We start from the raw sequence: 24,258 nt of genomic DNA on the forward strand, positions 1-24,258 counted from the left end.
GCGCCGCTAGCGGGACAGCACGGCGGCTTCCGTCTTGACCGAGTTGATCGCCGCGCGGATCTTCAGCGGCCCCGCGAGGTTCGTCGCGGGCGGCAGCGATAATTGCCACTGCCGGCCAGAACCGGCCAGTGCGTAACCGAGCAGCCCCTTGTTGATCTCGACGGCTTCGCCTGCGCTGTTGACCAGTTCGACACTCGCGATCTGCGCGCGGCGACGCCCGGCGTTTTCGACGACGAGCGTCATGCCCGCGTCGTTGCGCTGGATATGCCACGCGAGTTTCGGTTCGCCGATCTGTCCGTTGCCCGCTTCGACGAACACGGGCACCGAATAGCGCAGCCGGATCGCGACGCCATTGGCTTGCGTGTCGTCGGGTTCAGGCAGTTCATCGATCAGCACGCGGTACGTCTGTTCGGCGCCGTCCAGCGCGGGCGTGGTGCGCACCAGCCGCACGAGTTGTTCGCCGCGCGCGTTGATCTCGATCAGCGGCGGGCTCGCAACCACGTCCTGCGTCGGCGTCAGTGCGTCGTCGCCATTCGCCTGACTCCAGCGAAACACGCGGACCTGACCATAGATCGGTTTATCGCCGGAATTGCGCAGCGTCAGACCCGACGAAATCGCGCCGGCGGGCAGGTCGACCATGACGGGCGAAATCTGCAGTGTGGCGGCATGCGCTGCGCTGATCGACAACGCTGCGGCGCCCGCACAGGCGGCGGCCTTCAGGAAACGATGGAGCACGGACATGTCGCCTCCTCGTTGCCTAGAAGAAGACCGTCGCGGTGACGGTCGCCTGGTAGGTGTCGGGACGCGGCGTGGCCTGCGTCGGAATCTGCCCGTACACGGTGAGCGGCTGCGCGGTGCCCGTGCCGGTGCCCGCCACGGTGTTCGTGCCCTGCGTGCCGCCCCAGATGACCGTGCGGCCCGCGTCCTGATACAGCTGGAAGCCGATGGTCGTGGTGGTGTTGCCCGTCGCGGTGCCTGCGAGCAGACGGTTCGTCACTGTCGATCCCGTGACCGAGCCGGCATCGAGACCCACGTTATACGGCGTGGTGTTGGTGCAGGTGACGGAAACGGTGGTCTGCTGGTTGATGGCCGAACTCAGCACGCCGTTGGTGCCGAAGCTCAACGGGTTCGCGCTGATCGTGCAGTTTGCCTGCAGCGTAACGGAAACGATAAAGGTGGCGGTTGCAGTGCCGTTCGAATAGACAGCTGCATCTGCCGACATGACAGAGGAATAAAGCAACGCACCTGCCAATGCGCTCGTCAGGAGTTTCATTTGAAAGAGGCCCTCTCTCTCACATCCGCACTGGAATGACGCGGATAATTTGTTTGATGTCCGGATGGATCCTGGTTTTTGTAGTGATCCGTCCGGTTGTAGAACGCCCGTTTGATTAAATGCGGTTTTTATGATGCGGCGTCTATATGGGTTTACGGCGTTCGAGGGCAGTTCTGAATGAGTTTCTTAGGGCAGGTTAACTACCTGGAACATAATTACCGATTTTCTATTCGCTACGCATTCGATGCATGGATTAAGTGTTTCTGGATAATTCCGGATGCATGAAGTGAACGTGTATTTTGCTTTTATTTCGGGCTTTGATATTGGTTTTGCATTTACGCTTTCGCTGACTTCAGTGCATCGAGATAGCCGAGATTGTGCGCACTGTATGGCATCGCTTCCAGCGCGGCAATCGCTACCGCGGCGTAGCGCGCGCATTCTTCCATGAAGCCGCGCTGGGCCAGCATCGGAACCAGCACCACCGCGAGTTCGATACCAAGCGCTTCATCGCCTGCTGGCGAGAAGGCCCATTCGAAAGCGACGCGCGCATCGGCGAGCGCGTTGTCGCACGATGCTTTCGCGAGCGCGGCACACACATACTGCGCGTGCCGTCGTGCGACATCGGGCGATTCACCGTCGCGCTCCAGCTGCTTCAACGCATACGCACGCGCCGATTCCGACAGGCGGTACTTCGCCATCACGCCGTCGAAGCTTACGTCGAGCAGCGACTTCTCGACCAGTTGCGCGACGCAATCCAGCACGGACGCGCGATCGATCTCGTCGTCGCAGGCAACGGCAAAGACGGCGTCGATGGTGAAATAGCGGCTAAAGCGCGCAACGCGAAGATAGACGGCCTGCTCGCAAGGGCTGAGCCTCGTAAAGCTCCAGTCGAACGCGGCGCGCAGCGTTCGGTGCCTCGGCTGCGCTGTGCGATAGCCGTCAGCCAGAAACAGAAAGCGCTCTTCGAGCCGCTGGCGCACGCCTTCGAGGCCGAACACGGATGCCCTGCCGACCGCGAGTTCGATGGCAAGGGGAAGCCCATCGAGCCGCCGGCATATCTCGGCAACGAGCCGCAGTTCGCTGTCGTCGTCGATGCGCGCGCCGGCGAGGCTCGCGCGTTCGAGGAACAGTTTCACGGCAGGCGACTGAACCAGCCGCTCGCGGCTCTCGCCGGCGGGCGGCAAGCCGAGCGGCTCGACGCGGAACACGGTTTCCGTCGCGATGCGCAGCCGCTCCCGGCTGGTGACCAGCACATACAGCGAATCGTGCCGGGCCATCAGACCTTCGACGATCCGCGCCACGTCGTCGATCAGATGCTCCGCATTGTCGAGCACGACCAGCGTGCGCACACGCGACGTTTGCGGCGCTGTCTGCGCGCGTTGCCACATGGCTTCGCCGCCAGGCATGGCGATCGTGTCGTCCAGTGCCCGCGCGATGTCGGATGCCGAATCGAATGGTGAAAGATCGATGAACGCGACTTCGAATGCGGCTTCGGCGGCCTTGCGATGCGCCAGTTCGACGGCGAGACAGGTCTTGCCCACGCCGCCCGGCCCCGTCAGCGTCACGACGCGTGTGAGCGCAAAGCGGTTGTCGATTTCTTCGAGCGCGGCTTCGCGCCCGAACAGCGGCCGCCGGCGCGGCAGGGGATGCTTCGTCGAACCCGCGTCGGTTGTGTCTGCAACCAGCGTGCGTTCCGCGCCTTGTGCTCCTGTGCGAGCGGCACTCACGTCGGATTCGCGCGTCATGAACCGGTAGCCGCGGCCCGGCACGGTATCGATCAGCTGGCGGTGGTCGCCGAGCGCCTTGCGCACGGCGCTGAGGTGAACATGGATGTTGCTTTCCTCGACGAACAGGCCGGGCCAGACGGTTTCCATCAGCTCGTCCTTCGTCACGATGCGCCCGCCCGCCAGCACGATGACCGTTAGAATGTCGAAGGCGCGCGAGCCTAGCGGCACTTCATGGCCATCCTTGCACAACGCGCGAACGCCGAGGTCGAGCTCGAACTGGCCGAGCGGGATGACCGCGTTTCTGGCGACGCTCTCATTCGGCGGCTTGGCTGGCGTGTCCATGACCTGGCTCATAAGCGTGATCCTGCAGATGATGAAGTGGCCGTGCGCGTTTGGTCGGACATGTCGCGAGCGGAACTCACATTGCCATCTTATGAACGGGCGGGTATGCGCAGCGTTGCGATACCGTTAACGTTTTTTAACGCGCGCGGCGAATATCGCTGTGAGCCAGCAGACAGGCGGCTCGGCGGGCCGTCGCCGGGGTTGCGTTAAAAAAATTTAATTTGCGGCTGTCGCACCGTGTGTGTGGTCGGCGCGATAATGAAAGGTCAGCGCGACGGTGCACTATTTCGCCCGATTTGCACACGTCAGAGGCCTCTTTGTCAGGGCGCGCATGGCGCGTGACAGGCGGGCCGCGAGTGATAGAAATGAAAATTCTCCTGGTCGAAGACAATCAGCAGGTGGGCGGTTTTCTGAAGAAAGGGCTGCTCGAAACCGGCCATGTCGTCGATTGGGCCGACAATGGCCGCGACGGCATGGCGCTCGCCATCGGGGAAACCTACGACGCGATCGTGCTCGACCGCATGCTGCCGGGCGGCATCGACGGCTTGAGCATCGTGGCGGCGCTGCGTGCGTCGGGCAACAAGGTGCCCGTTCTGATCCTGAGCGCGCTCGACGAAGTCGACGAGCGTATTCGCGGGCTGAAGGCGGGCGGCGACGATTACGTCGTCAAGCCGTTTTCGTTCGGTGAAGTGGTCGCGCGGCTCGAAGCACTCGCGCGCCGCTCGCAGGACAATCACTTCGAAACCACGCTCAAGGTCGGCGATCTCTGCATCGACCTGCTTTCGCGCAAGGTCACGCGTGGCGGCAAGGCCATCGTGCTGAAGCCGCGCGAATTCAAGCTGCTCGAATACCTGATGCGCCACGCGGAACAGGTCGTCACACGCACCATGCTGCTCGAAAACATCTGGGAATACCATTTCGATCCGCAAACGAACGTGATCGACGTACACGTGAGCAAGTTGCGCCAGAAGATCGATACGGGCTTCGAGCCTTCCTTGCTCCGCACCATCCGCAACGCGGGCTACATGCTTACCGCCGGCGCCTGAGCCGGGTTTCTGCGCGAGGACGGCACCATGAGGTTGACGGGCTACGACAGAACGACGCTCAGTGACGATGGTCAGTTCGTGTTGTCGCGTCTGACGAGCGCCGGCGCAGAGCAGGGCTGGCTGACGGTCACGCTGTCCGCATCGCAGCCGCAGCCCGAAAGCCACGAGCGGCTCGAACACGCGTATCAGTTGCGCGGCGCGCTCGACGGCGCGCACGTCGCACGTCCTCACGCGCTGTTGCGCGACGATGGCAGCGCGACGCTGGTGCTCGAAGATCCCGGCGGCAAGTCGCTGCGCGCCGTACAGGCGGGACCGTTGCCGCTGGGCCGCTTTCTCGCCGTGGCCGTGAATCTGGCGTCCGCGCTGCGCTCGCTGCACAGCCGCGGTCTCACGCACAACGACATCCGGCCCGGCAACATCCTGCTCGACAGCGACACACACGCCGTTGCGTTCACAGGGCTGGGCCTCGCGTCGAGCGCGCCGCGCGAGCGCCCGCTCACGGGCCTGCCGATCATGGCCGTCGAGGCGCTGGCGTATCTGTCGCCGGAGCGTACGGGTCTGATGAACCGCTGGTCCGACTCGCGCGCCGATCTTTATTCGCTCGGTGTCGTGCTGTACGAGATGCTCACGGGGCAATTGCCGTATCGCGCCAGTTCGCCCGCCGAATGGTTGCATTGTCATACGGCCAAGCTGCCGATTCCCGTCGCCGAATGCATCGACAGCGTGCCGGAGCAACTGGTGGCGATCATCGCGCGGCTGCTGTCGAAAGACGTGGCGCAGCGCTATCAGACGGCGGAAGGACTCGAGCACGATTTGCGCCGCTGCCTGGAAAGCTGGCAGAAGACAGGCGGCATCGCGCCATTCGCGCCGGGCGCCGCCGATTCCCCCGCGCATCTGCAACGCCCGCTTCGTCTCTATGGCAGGCAGAAGCAGGTTGAAGCACTCGAGGCTGCGTTGAACCGCGTCGTGCAGCGCGGCGAGATTGGTGTAGCGCTGGTGTCGGGCTATTCGGGCATCGGCAAATCGACGCTGGTCAACAGTTTGCGCATGACGCCCGCTGTCACGCGTGGCAGTTTCGCGGCGGGCAAGTTCGATCGCTATAAGCGGGACATTCCGTATGCAACGCTCGCGCAGGCGTTCCAGACGCTGATCCGCCAGATGATCGACGAAGGCACCAACGCACATGGCGACCTGCGCCAGCGTCTGCAGAATGCGCTGGGCGTCAACGGGCAGTTGATCGTCAGTCTGATTCCGGAACTCGAACTGATCATCGGGCCGCAGCCGCCCGTGTCCGAGCTTGCGCCGCAGGAAGCGCGCACGCGCTTTCTCGGCGTTTTCTCGCGCTTCATCGCCGCTTTTCCGCGCGACCGCCAGCCGCTCGTGCTGTTTCTCGACGACCTGCAATGGAGCGATGCCGGCACGCTGAGCCTGCTCGAAACGCTGTACGAATCGAAAGTGCGCAACGTGCTGGTGGTCGGCGCGTATCGCGACAACGAAGTCGGTCTCACGCATCCTCTCAGGCGTTCGATCGATGCGATCCGGCAAACAGGCACGTCCGTCGATGAAATCATGCTGGCGCCGCTGCAATTCGATGACGTGTCGCGCCTGATCGGCGACGGTCTCAAGACCACACGCGAAGAACTGGATCATCTCAGCCGTCTCGTGTTCGAACGAACGGGCGGCAATCCGTTCTATGTCGTGCAGTTCCTGCAATTTCTCACCGACGAACAGCTGCTCGCGTTCGATGCCGAACGTCGCGTGTGGACCTGGGACGACGCGCGGCTGCGCGAGGCGCGCTACGCGCAGAGCATCGTCGATCTGATGGTCGGCAAGATCGAGCGTTTGCCGCAGCCTACCCAGGCGCTGCTCTCGCAGTTCGCGTGCCTCGGCGGCCGGGCGACTTCTGCGCTGCTCGCGCGGATCAGCGGCAAGGACGAAGCCAATGTCGAGGCGACGCTTGCCGACGGCGTCGAAGCGGGCCTGCTGTTTCGCAGCCGCGACGGCTTTGCGTTCGTGCACGATCGCGTGCACGAAGCCACGTACGATCTGATTCCCGCGCCGCAGCGTGCCGAAGCGCATATGCGGATCGGCCGGATTCTCGCGGCCCAACCGACAACGGACGAAGCGCGCAGCATCTTCGAGATCGTCAACCAGTACAACCGCGTGCTGCCTCTGCTCGACGACGCGCAGGAACGTGCGCGGGTCGTCGCGTTCAATCTCGAAGCGGGGCAGCGTGCGCGAGCGTCGTCCGCCTATGGGTCGGCGCTGACGTATCTGACTATCGGCAGCGAACTGCTGGGCGAAGCGGGCTGGGACGCGGACTACGCGCAAAAATTCCAGCTCGAAAGCCAGCGCGCGGAGTGCGAGTTCCTGACGGGCGACACGGAAAGCAGCAAGCAGCGGCTGTCGTTGCTCGACCAGCGCGCACGCACGCTGTCGGACCGCGCGGCCATCACGTTCCTGCGCGTCACGCTCTATACCGCGCTCGATCAGATCAACCTCGCTGTGCAGACCTGTCTCGACTATTTGCAGCATGTCGGAATCGACTGGTCGCCGCATCCGGGGCGGAGCGCAGCGCGCGAAGAGTATGACCGGCTGTTGCAGGGCATCGGCGATGCGCCGATCGAAACGCTGGTCGATCTGCCCTTGCTCGACGATGCCGCATTGACGGCCACCATGAACGTGCTGACGGCCGTGCTGCCGCCCGCGTTTTTCAGCGACGAGAACCTCGTCTGTCTGGTCCTGTGCCGGATGGCGAACCTGAGTCTCGTGCATGGCAACAGCGACGCATCGTCGCTTGGGTATGCGTATCTCGGCATGGTCGCAGGCCCGATTTTCGACGATTACGACGCGGGCTATCGCTTCGGCCAGCTTGGGCTGGCGCTGGTCGATCAGCGCGGGCTCGACCGCTTCAAGGCGCGCGTGTACATGTGCTTCGCGTATCACGTGACACCTTGGACGAAGCCGATCCGCACGGGCCTGCCGCTGCTGCGCCGCGCCTTCGAGGCCGCGAGCGAGAGCGGCGACCTGACGTATATCGGCTTCAGCAGTTGCTGCACGGTGACCACGCTGATCGCGGCAGGCGAGCCGCTTGCCGAGGTCGAGCAGGAAGCGCAACGGCGCCTGCAGATCGTACAGGCCGCGAAGTTCGGCCTGATCGTCGACATCATCACGGCGCAGCTTGGTCTGATCCGCTCGTTGCGCGGCAATGCCGCGGAGCACGACGAATCTCTCAATCCCTTCGACGACCCCGCGTTCGAACAACGGCTCGACAGCGACCCGAGTCTGGCGATCGCGGCCTGCTGGTACTGGATCCGCAAGCAGCAGGCGCGCTATCTGGCGGGCGATATCGCGGGCGCGATGCACGCGCAGGGCAAGGCGGCGCCGTTGCTGTGGACCTCGTCGGGCCACTTCGAAATCGCCGAATATCAGTTCTTTGCGGCCCTTACGTGTGCAAGCTGGCACGACAGCGCGCCGCAAGACGAGCAAGCGGCCAACCTCGACAAGATTGCCGGGCATCATCGGCAACTGGAAGTGTGGGCGCAGCATTGTCCCGCCAACTTCGCTGCGCGCGCGGCGCTGGTGCGCGGCGAGATTGCACGGATCGGCGCGCGCGAGTTCGAAGCGATGAGCTGCTACGAAGACGCGATCCGCCTCGCCCGCAAACATGACTTCATGCAGGACGAAGCGCTGGCGCACGATATCGCCGCGCGCTTCTATCTGAAGCGCGGCTTTACGACCATCGCTGGTGCTTACCTTCGCAACGCGCGGCGCGCGTGGCTGCGCTGGGGCGCCAATGCGCGGGTCAAGACGCTGGACCGCGACTACGGCGAACTGATCCGCGAACCCGTCGAACACGCGCCGACCCATAGCGTGGTCGCCGGGCAACTCGATGTCGAGACCGTGATGAAGGCGTCGCAGGCTATCACGGGTGAACGGTTGCCCGAGCGCCTGATGCGCACCTTGATGATCATCATGCTCGAACACGCGGGCGCGCGCCGCGCGTTGCTGGTGCTGCCGCGCGACGAAACACTATGGATCGAGGCAGTGGCTGAGGCGACGCGTGAAGGCGTCGAAGTGCGCACCGAGAGCCGGGCCGTGACAGCGCAAGATCTGGCGCGCACGGTGCTGCACGACAGCATCCGTACGCAGCGCCCGGTTCTGCTCGACGATGCCGCGTCCGACGAAACCTTCTTCGCCGACGAATACTTCGCGACGAACGTGGCGCGTTCGGTGCTGTCGCTGCCGCTGGTGAAACAGTCGAAGCTGATCGGCGTGCTGTACCTCGAAAACGAACTGGCGTCCGGCGTGTTCACGCCCGCGCGGCTTGCGGTGCTCAGGCTGCTGGCGTCGCAGGCGGCCGTGTCGCTGGAAAATGCGTCGCTCGAAGAGAAGCAGGCCTTGCTCGCCGAAAAGGAAGCGCTGCTGCATGAGGTGCATCATCGCGTGAAGAACAATCTGCAGCTGATCAGCAGCCTGCTGAACCTGCAGGCGGAGCGCGTGACGGACAAGGCTGTCGCCGAACTGTTCGCCGACAGCCGTAATCGCGTGCGCTCGATGGCGATGGTGCACGAGAACCTGTACCGCGCCGGCAACTTCGCGCGCATTTCCATGACGATGCACGTCAAGACGCTGTGCGGGCATCTCGCGCGCGTCTACGACATGGGGCGGCTGGGCGTCGACATGCAGATCGCCGTAGACGACATTCAGCTCGACATGAACCGTGCCGTGTCGTGCGGGCTGATCATCAACGAACTGGTGTCCAACGCGCTGAAGCATGCATTCCCGCCGCCTCGCGGCGGCGTGCTGCGCATCGAACTGAAAGCGCTCGACAGCGAGCGCTGCGAACTGCGCGTTGCCGATGACGGCGTGGGCCTTGCGCCCGGTTTCTCTTTCGAACGCGATGAAACGCTCGGACTGCGCCTCGTGCACGACCTCGTGCTGCAATTGCGCGGCAGCGTCGACATCGCGCAGCAACAGGGCACCACTTTCACCATTCATTTCAATGCAGCGGAACGTTGACGGCACCATGCGATGACTTCGGCCCGTATTCTGATCGTCGAGGACGACCGTATCGTTGCGCGAGACATCGCGCAGCAGATGAAGCGCGCAGGCTATGACGTGCTAGGCAGCACGGCGAGCGGCGAGGAAGCGCTCGCGCTCGTCGAGCAATGGCAATGGCAGTCGGAGCCGGGGCCGGACCTCGTGCTGATGGATGTACGGCTCGAAGGCAAACTGGACGGCATCGATACGGCGCGGCGCATTCGTGCGGCATGCGATGTCTCCGTCGTGTTCCTCACCGCCTACGCAGACGAAGAGACCATCCAGCGCGCGACGACAGCCGAGCCGTTCGGCTATGTGCTCAAGCCCTTCGACGACGTCCAGTTGCGCACCGTGGTCGAAATGGCGCTGTACAAGCACAGCGCCGAGCGGCGCCTGCGCGAAAGCGAGCAGCGCTATGCCGTCACGCTGTCGAGCATCGGCGATGGCGTGGTCGCCACGGATGCCGACGGTCTCGTGACCTTCGTCAATCCTGCGGGCGAGGCACTGACGGGCTGGCCGCGCGACGAATCGGCCGGGCGGCCGTTGGGCGACGTGTTCCGCATCCACGACGAAGCGACCCGCACGCCGATTGTCGAACCGATGCTGGCCGTGCTGCAGGGCGAAAACGCTGGCGGCCTGCCGGGCCGCGCGATCCTGCGCCGGCGCGATGGCAGCGAGATACCCGTCGAATGCACGGGCACGCCGATGACGGACGAACGCGGCGCGCGACAGGGCATCGTCATCGTGTTCCGCGACGTCACGCAAAAGCGCCGCGCGGAAGAAGCGGAGATTCTGCGCGAAACCAATGCGCGGCTCGAAATGGCGATGTACGGCTCGAATGTCGGTGTGTGGGAAATCGACATGCCGGAGGGCGATTACAAGAAAGGCTTTGCGCGCTACTCGAATATCTACGAGTGGCTCGGTTTCGACACGCCGCAGGCGCGCCTCGACTACGAGGCCTATATGAGCGTGCTGCATCCCGATCATCGCGCGAGCACCGATGCCGCCGTCACGTCGTTCCTGCAACACGGCAACGGCATATTCGAACTGGAAAACCGCTTGCGACATCGCGACGGCAGCGACCGCTGGGTGCTGGTGCGCGGCACCGCGCGCCGCGATGCGACCGGCAAGCCGGTTCGTTTTGTCGGCAGTCTGGTCGACATCACGCAACTCAAGCTGACCGAGCAGGCGTTACGCGCCAGCGAAGAGCGCTTTCGCGGCACGTTCGAAAACGCTGCCGTGGGTGTCGCGCATTGCAGCCTCGATGGGCGCTTTCTGCGTGTGAACCGGCGCTCGGGTGAAATCACCGGCTGGGAGCGCGAAGCGCTGCAATCCAGGCGGCTGCACGAACTGATCCAGCCGGACTTCGCGGCGGCGAGCATCGACCGGTTCCGTCTGCTGACGGAGGGCAAGCTCGCGCATTACTCGGAAGAAGTGCCGCTCGTGAGGTTCGACCATTCGCGCGTGTGGGTCCAACTGTCGGTCGCGCTTCAACACGATGCGTCCGGGCAGACCAGTCATGTGATCGTCATCATCCAGGATATTTCCGCGCGCAAGGCACTGGAAGATACCGTGCGCGTCGCCAAGGAAGTGGCGGAAGGCGCGAACCGCGCGAAGGACCAGTTCCTCGCCAATATCAGCCACGAACTGCGCACGCCGCTGAACGGCATTCTCGGCTACGCGCAGATGCTGCAGCGTGACGCCGGACTCGATGCGCGGCAGCAGGCGGGCGTCGGCGTGATCGAGCAGAGCGGCCAGCATCTGCTGACGCTCATCAACGACATTCTCGACTTTGCGCGTCTGGGCGCGGGCAAACTCGACCTGCAGATGGGCGAGGTGTCGCTGCGCGCGTTTCTGGAGACGATTGCCGAGATCGTCGGCGTGCGTGCACAGCAGAAAGACCTCGTGCTGAACTACGTCGCGGCGGCGGATTTGCCCGCTGTCGTGCGCGTCGACGAACGCCGCTTGCGTCAGGTGCTGCTCAATCTGCTCGCCAACGCCGTCAAGTTCACCGATCACGGCGAAGTGAGCCTGAGCGTGAGCCGCGGCACGATGGCGCGCGTGCGTTTCGAAGTGCGCGATACCGGCATCGGCGTGAGCCCCGACCGGCTTGAGGCGATCTTCCAGCCTTTCGAGCAGGCGGGCGATCATACGCGGCGCAGCGGCGGGGCTGGGCTGGGGCTCGCCATCAGCCGTCAACTCGTGCGCATGATGGGCGGCGAGATTTTTGTCGCCAGTTCGGCGGGCGAGGGCAGTGTGTTCTGGTTCGAACTCGACGCGCCTGCATCGGCGGCGGAGACGGGTGCATGTGCGCCGAGGCTCGACGCGGGCAGCCTGGACGGCGCGGGCCGGCCCATTCTCGTGGTCGACGATGTCCCCGCCAATCGCGCGCTGCTCGCGGAAGTGCTGGGCCGTGCGGGCTTCCGTGTGATGGAGAGCGGCGACGGCCACGATGCGCTCGCCAGAGCCGCTACGCACGCACCCGAACTCATCATTCTCGATACCGTGATGCCGCTGATGGGCGGCATCGAAATGCTCACGCATTTGCGGCGTACGCCTGCGCTGGCGGCGACGCCCGTGATCGTCGTATCCGCCGATGCGTCGGAGCGCAATGCGCGCGCCAACCTCGATGCGGGCGCGGACGTCTTCCTCGAAAAGCCGCTCGATCTGGACCGGCTGCTGCGTTCCGTCGCGAAACTGCTCGGCATGGATACGCAAACGGAGGCGTCGTCGGCATGCGAAGCGCTCGCGCCGATGATCGTGCCGCCGCGCGACGAAATGATCGTGCTGCACCGCTATGCATTGCTCGGCTCGATGCGCGACATTACGCGCCAGGCCGACCGGCTCGTGACGCTGCACGACAAGTACGAACCGTTTGCCGCGCGCTTGCGGCAACTGGCCACGGCCTACGAATCGCAGGCGCTGCTGTCGTTGATCGAACATCATTTGAATAACGAAGGGAATTGACAATGGGAGAGCAGAAAAATCAGGACGCTCCCGTGGTGCTGGTCGTCGACGACACGGCGGCGAATCTGGGTCTCGTCGTCGATACGCTGGAGGCCGAGGGTCTGCGCGCCGCCGTGGCGCGCGACGGCCACGAAGCGCTGCGCCGCGCCGAACTGGTCAAGCCCGACCTGATCCTGCTCGACGTGATGATGCCGGGACTCGACGGCTTCCAGACCTGCCGCGCGCTGAAGGAGAACCCGGTGACGCGCGACATTCCCGTGATCTTCATGACCTCGCTCACGCAGACGGAAGACAAGATCATGGGCTTTCGCGTCGGCGCCATGGACTTCGTGACCAAGCCGCTGCAAATGGAAGAAGTCGCCGTGCGCGTGCAGACGCATCTGAAGCTGCGTGCGCTGCAACGGCTGCAACAGGAACAGAACGCGCGGCTCGAGGAAGAGATCAAGACCCGCATCCAGGCACAGGATGCGCTGATCGAAGTGCTGAACGGCGTGCGCAACGTATCGAATGCGATTGCGCACGATCTGCGCACGCCGCTGACCGAATTGCGCTCGCGGCTCGAAGTGCTGCTGCTCGGGCTGCGCAAGAAGGGCGATGAAGACACGCTCGGTCAGCTCGAAGGCGCGATGACCGACGTGGATCGCGTGATCGGCATTTTCAATGCGCTGCTGCGGCTGGCTGAGATCGACGCGGGTGTGCGGCGCTCGGGCTGCGTCGAAAGCGATGTGGTGACGATACTATCCGACGCCGTCGAGTTCTATCAGCCGGTGGCGGAATTGCGCGGCATCTCGCTGTCGCTGCTGCTTTGCTCGGAAAGCGAAGTGCTGGCTGTCGTCGATCCGCTGTTGCTGGCGCAGGCCATCGGCAATCTGATCGATAACGCGCTCAAATATGCGCAGGAAGACGGCGAAGTCACGGTGTCGCTGTGCGAGCGGGAAGACCGCATTGACATCACCGTGTCCGACGATGGCCCCGGCATTCCCGTCACCGAACGCGCCAAGGTGACGGAGCGCTTCTATCGCGGCGACCGCAGCCGCGGCACGCCGGGCGTCGGCCTTGGACTGGCTTTGGTGAAGGCGGTCGCGACGCTGCATCAAGGCTCGCTCGACTTCACCGACAACGCGCCCGGACTTGCCGCCACCATGACGATCCGGCGGACGTGTTGATGGCGCGAAGCGCGTTCCGCGCGGCAATTGCGCCTATTACACGCAAAACGCTCAAGAATCTTTATCCCCGCGCCTGACTTAATCGGGTGGCGTGCGCTCTCTAGACTGGTTCGCAATTCAGGAGAACCCGTCATGAAACGCACCTTTTTCGATGCTTCGCCGTTGATGTCGAAGCGTCTCGCTCAATCGATGCTCACGCGCTGCAGGCGGACGGGACGCGCATCATGACGTCCGAACTTGCTTTGGCACTGGTGCCGGTGTTTTTCTCGATTGGCGCGGGTTATATCGCCGGTAAGGCGAAAAACGGCGCGATGCCGCTGTCGTCGATCAATACGATGCTGATCGATTATGCGCTGCCGTTTGCGCTGTTTCTCTATACGTCGAAGATGCAGCGCGCCAGTCTCGCCGATCATCTGAGCTTGATCGTCGTGCTGATCGGCGTGATGCTGGTGCCGTATGTCGGCTCGCTGCTGATGTCGCGCTTCGTGTTCCGTTCGGATCTCGCGCATGCGGCCGTGCGGGCCGTCACGATCGGCATGCCGAATTTCGCGTCGGTCGGTCTGCCGCTGCTGCGTGCCGTCTATGGTCCCGATAGCGATCTGAGCGTGGCGATCGCCGTGACCACTGCGGCTGTCGTGATGTCGCCTGCCGCGCTCGTGCTGCTGGAGCGCGCGCAGTCTTCGGCGAAAACCGCCGACGCAACCGCTGCGCAAGACGGCAATGGCTTGCTGCTGAAGGCGCTGCGCAACACGTTCGTCAAGCCGGTCGTGCTCGCGCCGCTGGCGGGCGTGGTGGTCTCGCTCGCAGGCTGGCATCTGCCCGTGTTGCTGGTGAAGTCGCTGGATATCATCGGCAGCACGACGGCAGGGCTTGCGCTGTTTTCGACGGGACTCGTGCTGGCGGCGCAACCGTTCCGGCTCGACGCGCAGGCGTGGTTCGGCGTGCTGCTGAGCAATGTCGTGCAGCCGCTGCTGGCGTTCGCGCTGGTCGGCCTGCTGGCGTTGCCGCGTTCCATCGCGGGGCAGGCGGTGCTGCTTGCTGCGATTCCGGCTGGCTCGTTCGGCATTCTGTTCGGGCTGCCGTATGGCGTGAAGGATACGTCGGCGGGTACGACGCTGGTGGCGTCGAGCGTGCTGTCGGCGGTCACGCTGGCCGTCGCGATCGTGGTCTACGCACATCCGTAGCCGGGATGCGCTGCAAGATCGATTCGAGGCCTGCGTACAGGCCTCGAACCTTATCCATCAATCGGACAACGCTCAGGACAGCTTGTACGAACTCGCGCCCGTTCCCGCCAGATTGCCGCCCTCGACGATCAGATACTCCGGGCGGATCGGCTTGCCTTCGAAGAAACACTGAAGGATCTCGAGCGTGCCTGCCGCGTAACGTGCCTGACCCGACAGCGAACTGCCCGAGATATGCGGCGTCATGCCGTTATAGGGCATCGTGCGCCACGGGTGATCGACGGGTGCGGGCTGCGGGAACCAGACGTCGCCTGCATAGCCTGCAAGCTGGCCGGATTGCAGCGCCTTCACGATGGCATCGCGGTCGCACAATGCACCGCGTGCCGTGTTGATCAGATACGCGCCGCGTTTGGCGAGGCCGAGCATGCGCTCGTTGAAAAAGCCTTCCGTGGATGGATACAGCGGCATCTGCAGGTTGATGATGTCGCATACCTTGACGAGATCTTCCGGCGTTTCGTGATGGATCAGGCCGAGTTCCGCTTCCACGTCGGCTGCGAGGCGATGGCGCTGATGGTAGTGCAGCTTGACGTCGAACGGTTTGAGACGGCGCAACACGGCGAGGCCGATACGTCCCGCGCCCAGCGTGCCGAAATGCATGCCTTCGAGGTCGTAGCTGCGGCTCACGCAATCCGCGATATTCCAGCCGCCGTTGACGGCATATTGATGCGCGGGAAGATAATTGCGCACCAGCGACAGCACCATCATCACCACATGTTCGGCGACGCTGATGCTATTCGAAAACGTTTCCTCCGCAACGGTCACGCCATGCGCGGCGGCGGCTTTCAGATCGACGTGATCCGAGCCGATGCCCGCCGTCAGCGCGAGCTTGAGCTTCTTCGCTTTCGCGATGCGTTCGGCTGTCAGATACGCCGGCCAGAACGGCTGCGAAATTACGACGTCGGCATCGACGAGATGTTTATCGAAGGTGGAATCGGCGCCGTCCTTGTCGCTGGTCACGACAAGTTCGTGACCGTGCGATTCCAGATAACTGCGAAGACCCAGTTCGCCCGATACGCAGCCCACCAGTTCACCCGGCTTGAATCCGAGCGGCCCTTTCGGTGATGGGACCGTTTGACCGTTCGGATAGCGGGTGATGACGGGTATAGCGTCGCGCACGTACTTCGGCGGATAGCCCGTGACGGGATCGGGATAGAGAACACACAATACTTTGGCCATGTTGGCTCCTTGAGAACAGTGAGCGCATCGAGCGAATCAGGGTTCTCATTGAAACCGGTCCAACGCGTGGCGTCTTTCGCAATTGCACGGGGATGGCGCGAAGCAATGCCGCCTGGTTTAGCGCATCGTCAGAATGATCTTCCCGACATTCGCCGACGATTCCATCCGTCGATGCGCGTCTGCCGCGCGTGCCAGCGCAAACGTGCTGTCGACTACCGGTTCGAGACTTGCACCACCTTCGAACCGGTCGAGCCAATGCTCGCGAAAACGCTGCACCATCGCGTGTTTTTCTTCCTGCGCGCGGGACTTCATCACGGTCCCTTTGATCTGCAGGTGACGATAAAGAATGTCTTCGAGCGACACGGAGACCTGTCCTCCGCCACCGAGAATGCCTACCTGCACCAGTCGCCCGCCGTTCGCCATAGACGCCACATTGCGCGCGAAATACGGCGTACCGACGAAATCGATCACTACGTCCACGCCGCGGCCATCTGTTTGCTTCGCGATCACGTCGGCGAAATCCTCGTTGCGATAGTCGATCACGACGTCCGCGCCGAGTTGCGCAACGCGTTCCAGCTTGCTGCCTTCCGCCGTCGCGAAGATACGTGCGCCCGTTGCATAAGCCAGCTGCACGGCAGCCGAGCCGACACCGCCCGCCGCCGCGTGAATTAGCACCGAATCGCCGCGCTGCAGATTGCCCAGATGCAGCATCGCTTCGTGCGCGGTGACGAACACTTCGGGAATGGCCGCTGCGTGAACGTAATCGAGCGACGCGGGAACCGGCATCGCCATACGCCAGTCGATGCGCGCGAGTTCTGCATACGCGCCGCCGCCGACCACGCCCATCACGCGGTCGCCGATCTTGTAGCCTTGCGTGTCGCTGCCGGGTTCTATCACTTCACCCGCTATTTCAAGGCCCATAATGGTCGAGTCGCCGAAATTCGGCCTGCCGTAGCCGCCGCGCCGGTGCGTGAGATCGGCGCGGTTCACGCCGGCGGCGTGCACCCGCACCAGCAGATCGGTCGGGCGCACTTCGGGTGTGGGTGCGTCGGCGAGTTGCAGCACGTCGGCATCGCCGAACTGTTCGAATGCAATGGCTTTCATGATTGTGTGTCCTGCGTTGCGCGACCTGTATCGCGGGTTGAATCGGTTTGTTCGGCTAGCGTGGCCTGCGCGACGGCAGAGGCAGAAATGGCCGCCGGAAAGCCCGCATAGAACGCGAGATGCGTGATCGCTGCCGAGAGTTCGTCATGCGTGACACCGTTGCTCACTGCACGGCGCAGATGCGCAGGCAGTTCGTCGAGATGTCCACCCGCGATCAGCGCGGCAATCGTGATGAGGCTCCGATCGCGCGGCGCGAGTGCGGGATCGCTCCAGATCTGCGGATACAGCGTGCTATCGACAAACGCCGCGAGTTTCGGGGTAAAGGCGCGCGCGGCTTCGCGCGGGCTGCTGAAATCTGCGTGTGACATGGCTGTGCTCCTTTTATGCCTGGCTGATGAACTTGTGCGTGAGGTAGTACTCGATGCCCTCGGCGCCGCCTTCCGAGCCATGCCCGCTTTCCTTCATGCCGCCGAACGGCAGTTCCGTCGCAATGATCCGATACTGGTTGATGCCGATCATGCCGGCTTCGAGTCCATCGGCGACATCGATCGCGGTGCGCGCGCTTTGCGTGAACGCGTAGGCGGAGAGGCCATACGGCAGACGGTTGGCTTCGGCGAGACCATCGGCGAGCGTGTCGAACGGCATCAGCACGGCAATCGGGCCGAACGGTTCTTCGTGCATCACGCGGGCGTCCATGGGGACATCGGCGAGCACTGTCGGCTCGAAGAAATAGCCTTCGCGATCGATACGCTTGCCGCCTGCGAGCACCTTCGCGCCGCGTGCCACGGCATCGGCCACCAGTTCTTCCATCTTCGCGAGCTGGCGCGGGTTGGCGAGCGGGCCGACCTGAGTGCCTTTCTCGCTGCCGTCGCCCACCTTGAGTGCCTTCGCCGCCCGCACGAAGTGTTCGACGAACACGTCGTAGACGTTGCGCTGGATCAGAAAGCGCGTCGACGAAATGCAGATCTGGCCGGTGCCGCGAAAGCGGTTGGCGGCGCCTTCAACGGCGGCTTTCTCGACCTCGGCATCCTCGAACACGAGCACGGGGCCATGTCCGCCGAGTTCGAGCGTGATCGGCTTGACGCCTTCGGCGGCGCGCGCCGACAGCAGGCGGCCAATCGGCACCGAGCCCGTGAACGTGACCTTGCGGATAACAGGCGATGCGATCAGTTGCTTCGACACTTCGTCGGGCACGCCGAACACGACTTGCAGCACGCCCTTCGGCAGGCCGGCATCGTCGAGCGCGCGGGCCAGGGCGAGCGCGGTGGCGGGGCTTTCCTCGCCCGGCTTGATGATGACGCTGCAACCGGCAGCGAGCGCCGCGGAGAGCTTGCGCGCCGGTGTGATGGCGGGGAAGTTCCACGGCGTGAAGGCGGCGACGGGGCCGATGGCCTGCTTCTTCACGAGTTGCTGCACGCCGGGACGATTCGACGGCACGACGCGGCCGTCGATACGGCGAGCCTCTTCCGCAAACCACTCGAAATACTCGGCGGCGCGCAGCACTTCGTCGCGGCTTTCAGCCAGCGGCTTGCCTTCTTCCAGCGTCATCAGGGTGGCGATGTGCGGCGCGCGTTCGCGGATCAGATCGGCGGCGCGCTTCAGGATGCGGGCACGCTCGGCGGGCACGGTGTGGCGCCACACGTCGAACGCGCGTTGCGCGGCAGCCAGTGCGCGATCCAGATCGCTCGATGTGGCGAGCGGCACGCGGCCCAGTTCGCGCTCCGTGGCGGGGTTGATGACAGCAGCCGTTGCGCGTTGATTGGCGGCGATCCATTCGCCGTCGATAAACAGATAAAGCGGGTCGTAGGTCGTGTTCATGATCTTTGCCTTTGCGTTGAATATGATTCGGTATCCGTACTATTGAGGCATCTCGTCGGCGTCGAAGCGCGGGTGCTACGGCTTTGCATGCCGTCTGGCGCTGTCCGGCATGTCGCGATTGCCTGACCACGGAACGAAGTCTATGCGTGAAGATCGGGCACTTTTAGTGGGGCAGGAAAGAATCAGTCTTTCCGCCAGAGAGAAAATCAGAAATGCACGTATCGAACGGTCGTGCTTTCGCGGCTCACGCCTGCAGGCACCGGGCTGGGCGTGTCATGATGCCGCCTGCGGGAACGCGCCGTGCGGCGAAAGAAGGATGAAAGTTCAACGAGGTTTGCGGGAATGGACAAGCTCTACAACATGTCGGTGTTCGTGAAGGTGGTCGAAATGGGCAGCTTCACGGCGGTCGCCAATCATCTGGATACGACCGTCGGCAATGTCTCGCGCGCCGTTTCTGTGCTGGAAGAGGGACTCAACACGCGCCTGCTGCAACGCTCGACCCGGCGTCTCGTCATCACCGACGCGGGCCGGCGCTTCTACGAGCGCAGCATTGCGATCCTCGCCGATCTCGAACATGCCGAAGCCGAAGCCCGCGATGCGCTGCTCGAACCGCGCGGCACGTTGCGCGTCCATGCAGTGCCGGGCCTTGGCCGTCAGTTGATGACGCGTGCCGTGCTTGCGTACCGTGAGGCGTATCCGGAAGTGTCGGTCGAGTTGCTGCTGTCGCAGCGCATGCCGAACCTGCTTGAGGAACAGCTGGACGTGGCCGTGGTAATTGCACGCACGCTGCCCGATTCGGCCTATGTGAGCCAGCGAATTGGCGCGAGCCATTGTGTGCTGGCGGCGTCGCCCGCGTATCTGGCGAAGCATCACGCACCCGGACGGCCCGAAGATCTGGCCGATCACACGTGCCTGCTGCTAGGCACCGTCGATTACGCGCCGGACGAATGGCAGCTGGAAAGCGCGGCCGGCAGCGTCGCGTATCGGCCGACAGGCCCGCATTTCAGCGTCAACGATATGGATGCGATGGCGTCCGCGCTGCGCGATGGCGCGGGTATCGGTTTGCTCGCCGCGTTCTCGGCCATTGACGACCTGCGTGACGGCAAACTCGTGCGCGTGCTGCCGCAGTATCACACTTGCGAACGCAACGTGTACGCGATGTATTCGTCGCGGCAATTCGTCGATGCGAAGATCAGGCGTTTTGTCGACATGCTGAAGACGCATGTCGGCGGTGAACTCGCGGCGTATGCGGAAGAGCTTGGGATTGCGACGGTCGCTGACGTTGTGGAATAAGTGGCGAATGGGCGGCGAGTGCCTCGTCATCGCAGGTTCGCTGCGTCGTTCATGTTTTCGCGCTTTGTCATCGACATGCAGATTGCCTGGATAGCCTGTTCAAACCATCTGGAACAGCTTATCCGAAGGAATCTGCATCATGACCGTCAGCAAAGCGTCGAATACTCCGTTTGCAGCGCACGTCGCCACACCGTCGACAACACCGGACACGTCGTCACCGGCGCCCACGCGTTCGACGCGTGCGCCGTCGGCGTTGCGAAACGAACTGCCGTTGCGTGAGCGTTCGCCATCGACGGACGGCGGTGCGCGACCATCGACGAGTTTTCGCACCAGCGACCGGGCGCACGCGGCCAGTCCTGGCGAAAGCGGGCGCTCTGCGCAAACGCCGCGCCACACGCTGACTAACGACAGCAACGAGGCGCAGTTCTATCCGCTGGTCGGCAGCATCAACAATCACGATGAGCACTACGTCTACGTGACGCACGGCACGCGGCTCGCCAACGCGCCCGGCATCTTCAGCGAGGGCCTGGACCCCGGCAAAGGCGGCGGTTCGCTTGGCGCGGCATCGTACGAAGGCGGGCGCAATAGCGATTCGATCGGCAATCTGAAGTACGGAAACGATCCGAACGTGTCGCTCAAATACGCGAACGCGCCGGCAGAGAAAGCGGAAAAGCCGGAAGCAGGCGTCCAGCTCGAAGCGCGGATTCCAAGGAACGATTTCCTGAACCAGTTCGACGAAACGTCGCACCGGACGCAAACGCAACCTTTCTGGCGCCCTGAGCGAGGCGGCGAGAACCATCCGGCGCACACGGATGCAGCCTATGTGAGCGCAATGGGCAGCGCGATGCCGAAGGTGGCGGCGAACGGACAACCCGTGTGGGCGTCGGAGTCGAATGTCGCGATCAGGCCGCAGGACATCCGCGTGATCGGCGTGTCGGTGCCGCCGGGGAAATCCGTCGATACCAGCAGTCTCAAGACGGAATACGACGACTAGCGCGCGCCACGCCAACGCATCGTGCGTTGGCGCGACGGCGTTGCGGGTTAGCGGCGAGCGTCGCCCGTCATTTGGTGGTGTATCCGCCGTTGATCAGAATGGTCTGCCCGGTGATCCACCAGCCGTCGCTGACGAGATGGCGGATAAACGGCACCACGTCGTTAATATCGGTCAGCCCCGTTTTCGAGAACTTCGACAGCGCCGCCGCCGTCTTGTGATACGCGACGGCATCGTCGCCTTCTGCGGGATAGAAGAACGGTGTATCCATCGGGCCGGGGCCGACGGCAGTCACTGAAATGCCGCGTTCGCCGAACTCCTTCGCCGCAGCGCGCGTGAAGTGTTCGACAGGCGCCTTGGTGCCCGCGTACGCCGCATAAAACGGTGTGAAGGCACCGAGCAGCGACGTCACCAGCGTGACGATCTTGCCGTTGTCGTTCACGTGCCGGCCTGCTTCGCGCAAAAAGAAGAACGCGGTTTTCGAATTCACGGCGCTCATCTCGTCGTACTCGGCCTCGCTGATTTCCGTGAACGCCTTCTTCAGCACCTTGCCGACCGTATTGATCGCGATGTCGGGACGCCCGACGGCAGCGATCGTATCCGCAAACAGCTTTTCGACGGCGGCTGCGCCGGTCAGGTCGGCCTGTATCGCCACGGCTTGCGCACCGGCCTGTTTGATCGCGGCGACGGTTTCCTCTGCGGCAGCCTGCGTGCTGGCGCTGTTGTAGTGGACAGCGACAGCCTTCGCACCATGTTCTGCGAGGTCGCGTGCTATCAACCCGCCGAGATTTTTCGCGCCGCCCGCTATCAGCACGGTTTTGCCCTGGATGTCGTGGTTAGCCATCGTTTCATCTCCCGTTCGATGGAACGACCCATGCCGTTCCCCTCGATAGCCGATGATATATTCTAGAAATAGCTTATAAAGATGCCGCTTCTGACAGCACCTGTCAGAAATGTCGACCAATCAACGGAATGCTTGCAGTTCTGACGCGGGCATTCGCCAACCTGCAAAAATGGATCGAATCGACCTGTTTCGTGTGTTTGCGCGCGTGGTTGAATGCGCGAACTTCACCCGTGCCGCCGATACGCTCGGCATGCCGCGATCGTCGGTGTCGGCGGCTGTGCAGGAGCTGGAGAGCCGCGTCGGCACGCGTCTCCTGAACCGCACCACGCGCAAGGTCACGACGACGCAGGACGGTGCCGCGCTGTACGAACGTTGCCTGCGGCTCATTGCGGACGTCGAGGAGACGGAGAACCTGTTTCGTCATGCGACCTTCACGCCGGGCGGCACCTTGCGCGTCGACATGCCGGGGCGAATCGGCCGCCTGATCGTCGCACCGGCGCTACCCGCCTTTCTCGATGCCTATCCGCAGATCAACGTCGAACTCGGCGTGACGGATCGCGCTGTCGATCTGGTGGAGGAGCGGGTGGACTGCGCGCTGCGCGTGGGCGAACTCGAAGACTCGCGGCTCATCGCGCGCCCGATCGGGCAACTGACGCTCATCAATGTTGCCAGTCCCGGCTATCTCGCGCGGCATGGCGTGCCCCGCCATCCAGATGATCTCGTCGGACACGCGCATATCGGCTATGCATCGCCTTCGAGCGGCCGGCTCGCGCCCTGGCATTGGCAGGACGGCGACACGCTGCACGCGCTCGAACCCGGCCGGCGCGTGACGGTGAATAACGCCGAGGCCTATATTGCCTGTTGTCTTGCGGGCCTCGGCTTGATCCAGATTCCCGCCTACGATGTCGACGTTCATATCCGCGCTGGCGAACTCGTCGAGGTGATGCCGGCGTACCGCGCGGCACCCATGCCCGTCACCTTGCTGTATCCGCACCGGCAGCATCTGTCGCGGCGTTTTCAGGTGTTCGCCGCATGGCTCGAAGAGGTGGTGCGGCGGCAATGCTGCATGGACGCGCCGCGTTGATGGCGCTGTGAGCGATTCGGGCGGCGCAGCAACGGGGTGCCGCTACGCCGCGCAAGCATGCTGAGAACTATGCAGCCGAACTAGACAGTACGTGGCTTCGCACACGACTCGCGCACGATCAACGTCGCTTCGCACTCGACACTCTGCGTATCCGCCTCGCCATTGAGTTGCGCGATCAGCAGTTCTGCCGTGCGTCTGCCGATCTCCGCGCTCGGCACGCGCACCGTCGTGATGGGGATGGGCAGTTCGGCCATCACTTCGAAATCGTCGAAGCCGATCAGGCTCAGATAGCCGGGCACATCGTAGTCCCCCGCGATGGCTTCGAGCATCGCGCCCGTTGCAAACGATCCATTGCCGCACACGATAGCCGTCGGCGGTTCGATCGCCGCGGCCATGATCTGGCGGAACAGTCGCCGTCCTTCCTGCACGCCCCAAAAGCCTTCGGCCATATGCGCCGGATGAATCGCGACGCCATGTTCGGCCAGTGCCACTCGCACGCCTTCGCGGCGTGCGGCGGCGCGATCGTTGGTGTCGGCGTTTTGCGCAATCATCGCGATGCGGCGATGACCGAGGCCGAGCAGATATTGGGTCGCGTCGTAGAACGCGCGGTAATTGTCCACGCCGACACAGATAGAACGCTGCTTCGCGGCAAACGTGAACGTGCTCACACAGGGCACGTTGCGCTGATCGAGCAGCGGATAGAGATCGGGATGATGGCCTTCGCCAACGACGGCAATTGCATCGACGCCACGCTCCAGCATCTTGCGAACCTGCCGGTACTCGCGCTGCAGATCGTATTCGGAGCAGCCGAGCAGTAAGGTATAACCCTTCTCCTCCAGCTCGTCCTGCAGCACCTGAATGGCCGTGGCGAAATGCTCGTTGGCGAGCGTCGGCACGACGGCGCCGATGGTGCCCGTGCGCTGCGTGGCGAGTGCGCGCGCGGCGGCATGCGGCACCCAGCCGAGGTGATCGATCGCGATCTGGATGCGCTCGCGCACGCTCGGCGACACGATCTCGGGCGAATTGATGAAGCGCGACACCGTCGCCTTCGAAACGCACGCCAGTTCTGCGACGTCGCGCAACGTGGCAGCGCCCGGTCTGACTGCAACGGATGGCGCGGCCGGTGGTTCTTGTCGAGTGGGG

The 24,258-nt window shown here is 63.6% G+C and carries 17 protein-coding genes; 8 read left to right on the forward strand and 9 right to left on the reverse strand.

The genetic code is table 11. The annotated features are described in order from the left end of the window. Window positions 1-6 precede the first annotated feature (6 nt). The 3 genes from DK391_RS22370 to DK391_RS22380 form a co-directional block, all read right to left on the reverse strand. Entirely contained in the window at window positions 7-741 is a 735-nt protein-coding gene (locus DK391_RS22370; protein WP_109480167.1) for a molecular chaperone, read from the reverse strand. A gap of 16 nt (window positions 742-757) precedes the next feature. Continuing rightward, window positions 758-1,222, reverse strand: coding sequence for a spore coat U domain-containing protein (locus DK391_RS22375; RefSeq protein WP_239482920.1), 465 nt, complete (start codon window positions 1,220-1,222; stop codon window positions 758-760). A 386-nt stretch (window positions 1,223-1,608) separates the two neighbouring features. Beyond that, window positions 1,609-3,342 carry a winged helix-turn-helix domain-containing protein gene (locus DK391_RS22380; protein ID WP_239482916.1) on the reverse strand — a complete coding sequence of 578 codons (1,734 nt, stop codon included), beginning with the start codon at window positions 3,340-3,342 and terminating at the stop codon, window positions 1,609-1,611. A gap of 365 nt (window positions 3,343-3,707) precedes the next feature. Here DK391_RS22380 and DK391_RS22385 point away from each other — a divergent pair, with 365 nt between their 5' ends. From DK391_RS22385 to DK391_RS22405, 5 genes are all read left to right on the forward strand, one after another. Further along, window positions 3,708-4,388 (forward strand): response regulator transcription factor, encoded by a 681-nt coding sequence (locus DK391_RS22385; RefSeq protein WP_109480170.1) that lies wholly within the window; start codon window positions 3,708-3,710, stop codon window positions 4,386-4,388. A 27-nt stretch (window positions 4,389-4,415) separates the two neighbouring features. Continuing rightward, complete coding sequence (locus tag DK391_RS22390) at window positions 4,416-9,410, forward strand: AAA family ATPase (RefSeq protein WP_109480171.1); 4,995 nt, start codon at window positions 4,416-4,418, stop codon at window positions 9,408-9,410. Between the two features lie 12 nt (window positions 9,411-9,422). Further along, window positions 9,423-12,398, forward strand: coding sequence for a PAS domain S-box protein (locus DK391_RS22395; RefSeq protein WP_109480172.1), 2,976 nt, complete (start codon window positions 9,423-9,425; stop codon window positions 12,396-12,398). Window positions 12,399-12,400: 2 nt separating this feature from the next. Beyond that, window positions 12,401-13,564, forward strand: a complete 1,164-nt coding sequence (locus DK391_RS22400) for a hybrid sensor histidine kinase/response regulator (RefSeq protein WP_109480173.1) — start codon at window positions 12,401-12,403, stop codon at window positions 13,562-13,564. A 224-nt stretch (window positions 13,565-13,788) separates the two neighbouring features. Next, the gene (locus tag DK391_RS22405) at window positions 13,789-14,748 is read left to right on the forward strand and encodes an AEC family transporter (protein ID WP_109480174.1); all 960 of its coding nucleotides are present in this window, start codon (window positions 13,789-13,791) and stop codon (window positions 14,746-14,748) included. A 72-nt stretch (window positions 14,749-14,820) separates the two neighbouring features. On the opposite strand, the gene DK391_RS22410 is transcribed toward DK391_RS22405, so the two are convergent. From DK391_RS22410 to DK391_RS22425, 4 genes are all read right to left on the reverse strand, one after another. After that, window positions 14,821-15,981: an NAD-dependent formate dehydrogenase gene (locus DK391_RS22410; protein WP_109480175.1), complete on the reverse strand. Its 1,161-nt coding sequence runs from the start codon at window positions 15,979-15,981 to the stop codon at window positions 14,821-14,823. 117 nt (window positions 15,982-16,098) lie between these two features. Next, the gene (locus tag DK391_RS22415) at window positions 16,099-17,085 is read right to left on the reverse strand and encodes an NAD(P)H-quinone oxidoreductase (RefSeq protein ID WP_109480176.1); all 987 of its coding nucleotides are present in this window, start codon (window positions 17,083-17,085) and stop codon (window positions 16,099-16,101) included. Continuing rightward, window positions 17,082-17,453: a carboxymuconolactone decarboxylase family protein gene (locus DK391_RS22420; protein WP_109480177.1), complete on the reverse strand. Its 372-nt coding sequence runs from the start codon at window positions 17,451-17,453 to the stop codon at window positions 17,082-17,084. The genes DK391_RS22415 and DK391_RS22420 overlap by 4 nt, the downstream gene beginning before the upstream one ends. A 13-nt stretch (window positions 17,454-17,466) precedes the next feature. After that, entirely contained in the window at window positions 17,467-18,903 is a 1,437-nt protein-coding gene (locus DK391_RS22425) for an NAD-dependent succinate-semialdehyde dehydrogenase (RefSeq protein WP_109480178.1), read from the reverse strand. Between the two features lie 342 nt (window positions 18,904-19,245). Between DK391_RS22425 and DK391_RS22430 the strand changes: the two genes are divergently transcribed. Both DK391_RS22430 and DK391_RS22435 read left to right on the forward strand, forming a co-directional pair. Continuing rightward, window positions 19,246-20,196, forward strand: coding sequence for a LysR family transcriptional regulator (locus tag DK391_RS22430; protein WP_109480179.1), 951 nt, complete (start codon window positions 19,246-19,248; stop codon window positions 20,194-20,196). 139 nt (window positions 20,197-20,335) lie between these two features. Further along, entirely contained in the window at window positions 20,336-21,190 is an 855-nt protein-coding gene (locus DK391_RS22435; protein ID WP_109480180.1) for a hypothetical protein, read from the forward strand. A 67-nt stretch (window positions 21,191-21,257) separates the two neighbouring features. Here DK391_RS22435 and DK391_RS22440 read toward each other — a convergent pair whose 3' ends face one another. Beyond that, a complete protein-coding gene (locus tag DK391_RS22440) occupies window positions 21,258-22,031 on the reverse strand; it encodes an SDR family oxidoreductase (protein ID WP_109480181.1) in 774 nt (257 codons plus the stop codon). Between the two features lie 169 nt (window positions 22,032-22,200). On the opposite strand from DK391_RS22440, the gene DK391_RS22445 reads away from it, so the two are divergent. Beyond that, a complete protein-coding gene (locus tag DK391_RS22445; RefSeq protein WP_109480182.1) occupies window positions 22,201-23,115 on the forward strand; it encodes a LysR family transcriptional regulator in 915 nt (304 codons plus the stop codon). An 80-nt stretch (window positions 23,116-23,195) separates the two neighbouring features. Here DK391_RS22445 and DK391_RS22450 read toward each other — a convergent pair whose 3' ends face one another. Then, window positions 23,196-24,197: a LacI family DNA-binding transcriptional regulator gene (locus tag DK391_RS22450; protein ID WP_239482917.1), complete on the reverse strand. Its 1,002-nt coding sequence runs from the start codon at window positions 24,195-24,197 to the stop codon at window positions 23,196-23,198. Between the last annotated feature and the right edge of the window lie 61 nt (window positions 24,198-24,258).

The organism is Paraburkholderia sp. C35, assembly GCF_003121405.1.
Classification (GTDB): Bacteria; Pseudomonadota; Gammaproteobacteria; order Burkholderiales; family Burkholderiaceae; genus Paraburkholderia.

Bases quoted from the DNA above. Each gene is read 5' to 3' on its own strand.
- DK391_RS22370 (WP_109480167.1), bottom strand. From the start codon at position 741: ATGTCCGTGCTCCATCGTTTCCTGAAGGCCGCCGCCTGTGCGGGCGCC.
- DK391_RS22375 (WP_239482920.1), bottom strand. From the start codon at position 1,222: ATGTCGGCAGATGCAGCTGTCTATTCGAACGGCACTGCAACCGCCACC.
- DK391_RS22380 (WP_239482916.1), bottom strand. From the start codon at position 3,342: ATGGACACGCCAGCCAAGCCGCCGAATGAGAGCGTCGCCAGAAACGCG.
- DK391_RS22385 (WP_109480170.1), top strand. From the start codon at position 3,708: ATGAAAATTCTCCTGGTCGAAGACAATCAGCAGGTGGGCGGTTTTCTG.
- DK391_RS22390 (WP_109480171.1), top strand. From the start codon at position 4,416: ATGAGGTTGACGGGCTACGACAGAACGACGCTCAGTGACGATGGTCAG.
- DK391_RS22395 (WP_109480172.1), top strand. From the start codon at position 9,423: ATGACTTCGGCCCGTATTCTGATCGTCGAGGACGACCGTATCGTTGCG.
- DK391_RS22400 (WP_109480173.1), top strand. From the start codon at position 12,401: ATGGGAGAGCAGAAAAATCAGGACGCTCCCGTGGTGCTGGTCGTCGAC.
- DK391_RS22405 (WP_109480174.1), top strand. From the start codon at position 13,789: ATGACGTCCGAACTTGCTTTGGCACTGGTGCCGGTGTTTTTCTCGATT.
- DK391_RS22410 (WP_109480175.1), bottom strand. From the start codon at position 15,981: ATGGCCAAAGTATTGTGTGTTCTCTATCCCGATCCCGTCACGGGCTAT.
- DK391_RS22415 (WP_109480176.1), bottom strand. From the start codon at position 17,085: ATGAAAGCCATTGCATTCGAACAGTTCGGCGATGCCGACGTGCTGCAA.
- DK391_RS22420 (WP_109480177.1), bottom strand. From the start codon at position 17,453: ATGTCACACGCAGATTTCAGCAGCCCGCGCGAAGCCGCGCGCGCCTTT.
- DK391_RS22425 (WP_109480178.1), bottom strand. From the start codon at position 18,903: ATGAACACGACCTACGACCCGCTTTATCTGTTTATCGACGGCGAATGG.
- DK391_RS22430 (WP_109480179.1), top strand. From the start codon at position 19,246: ATGGACAAGCTCTACAACATGTCGGTGTTCGTGAAGGTGGTCGAAATG.
- DK391_RS22435 (WP_109480180.1), top strand. From the start codon at position 20,336: ATGACCGTCAGCAAAGCGTCGAATACTCCGTTTGCAGCGCACGTCGCC.
- DK391_RS22440 (WP_109480181.1), bottom strand. From the start codon at position 22,031: ATGGCTAACCACGACATCCAGGGCAAAACCGTGCTGATAGCGGGCGGC.
- DK391_RS22445 (WP_109480182.1), top strand. From the start codon at position 22,201: ATGGATCGAATCGACCTGTTTCGTGTGTTTGCGCGCGTGGTTGAATGC.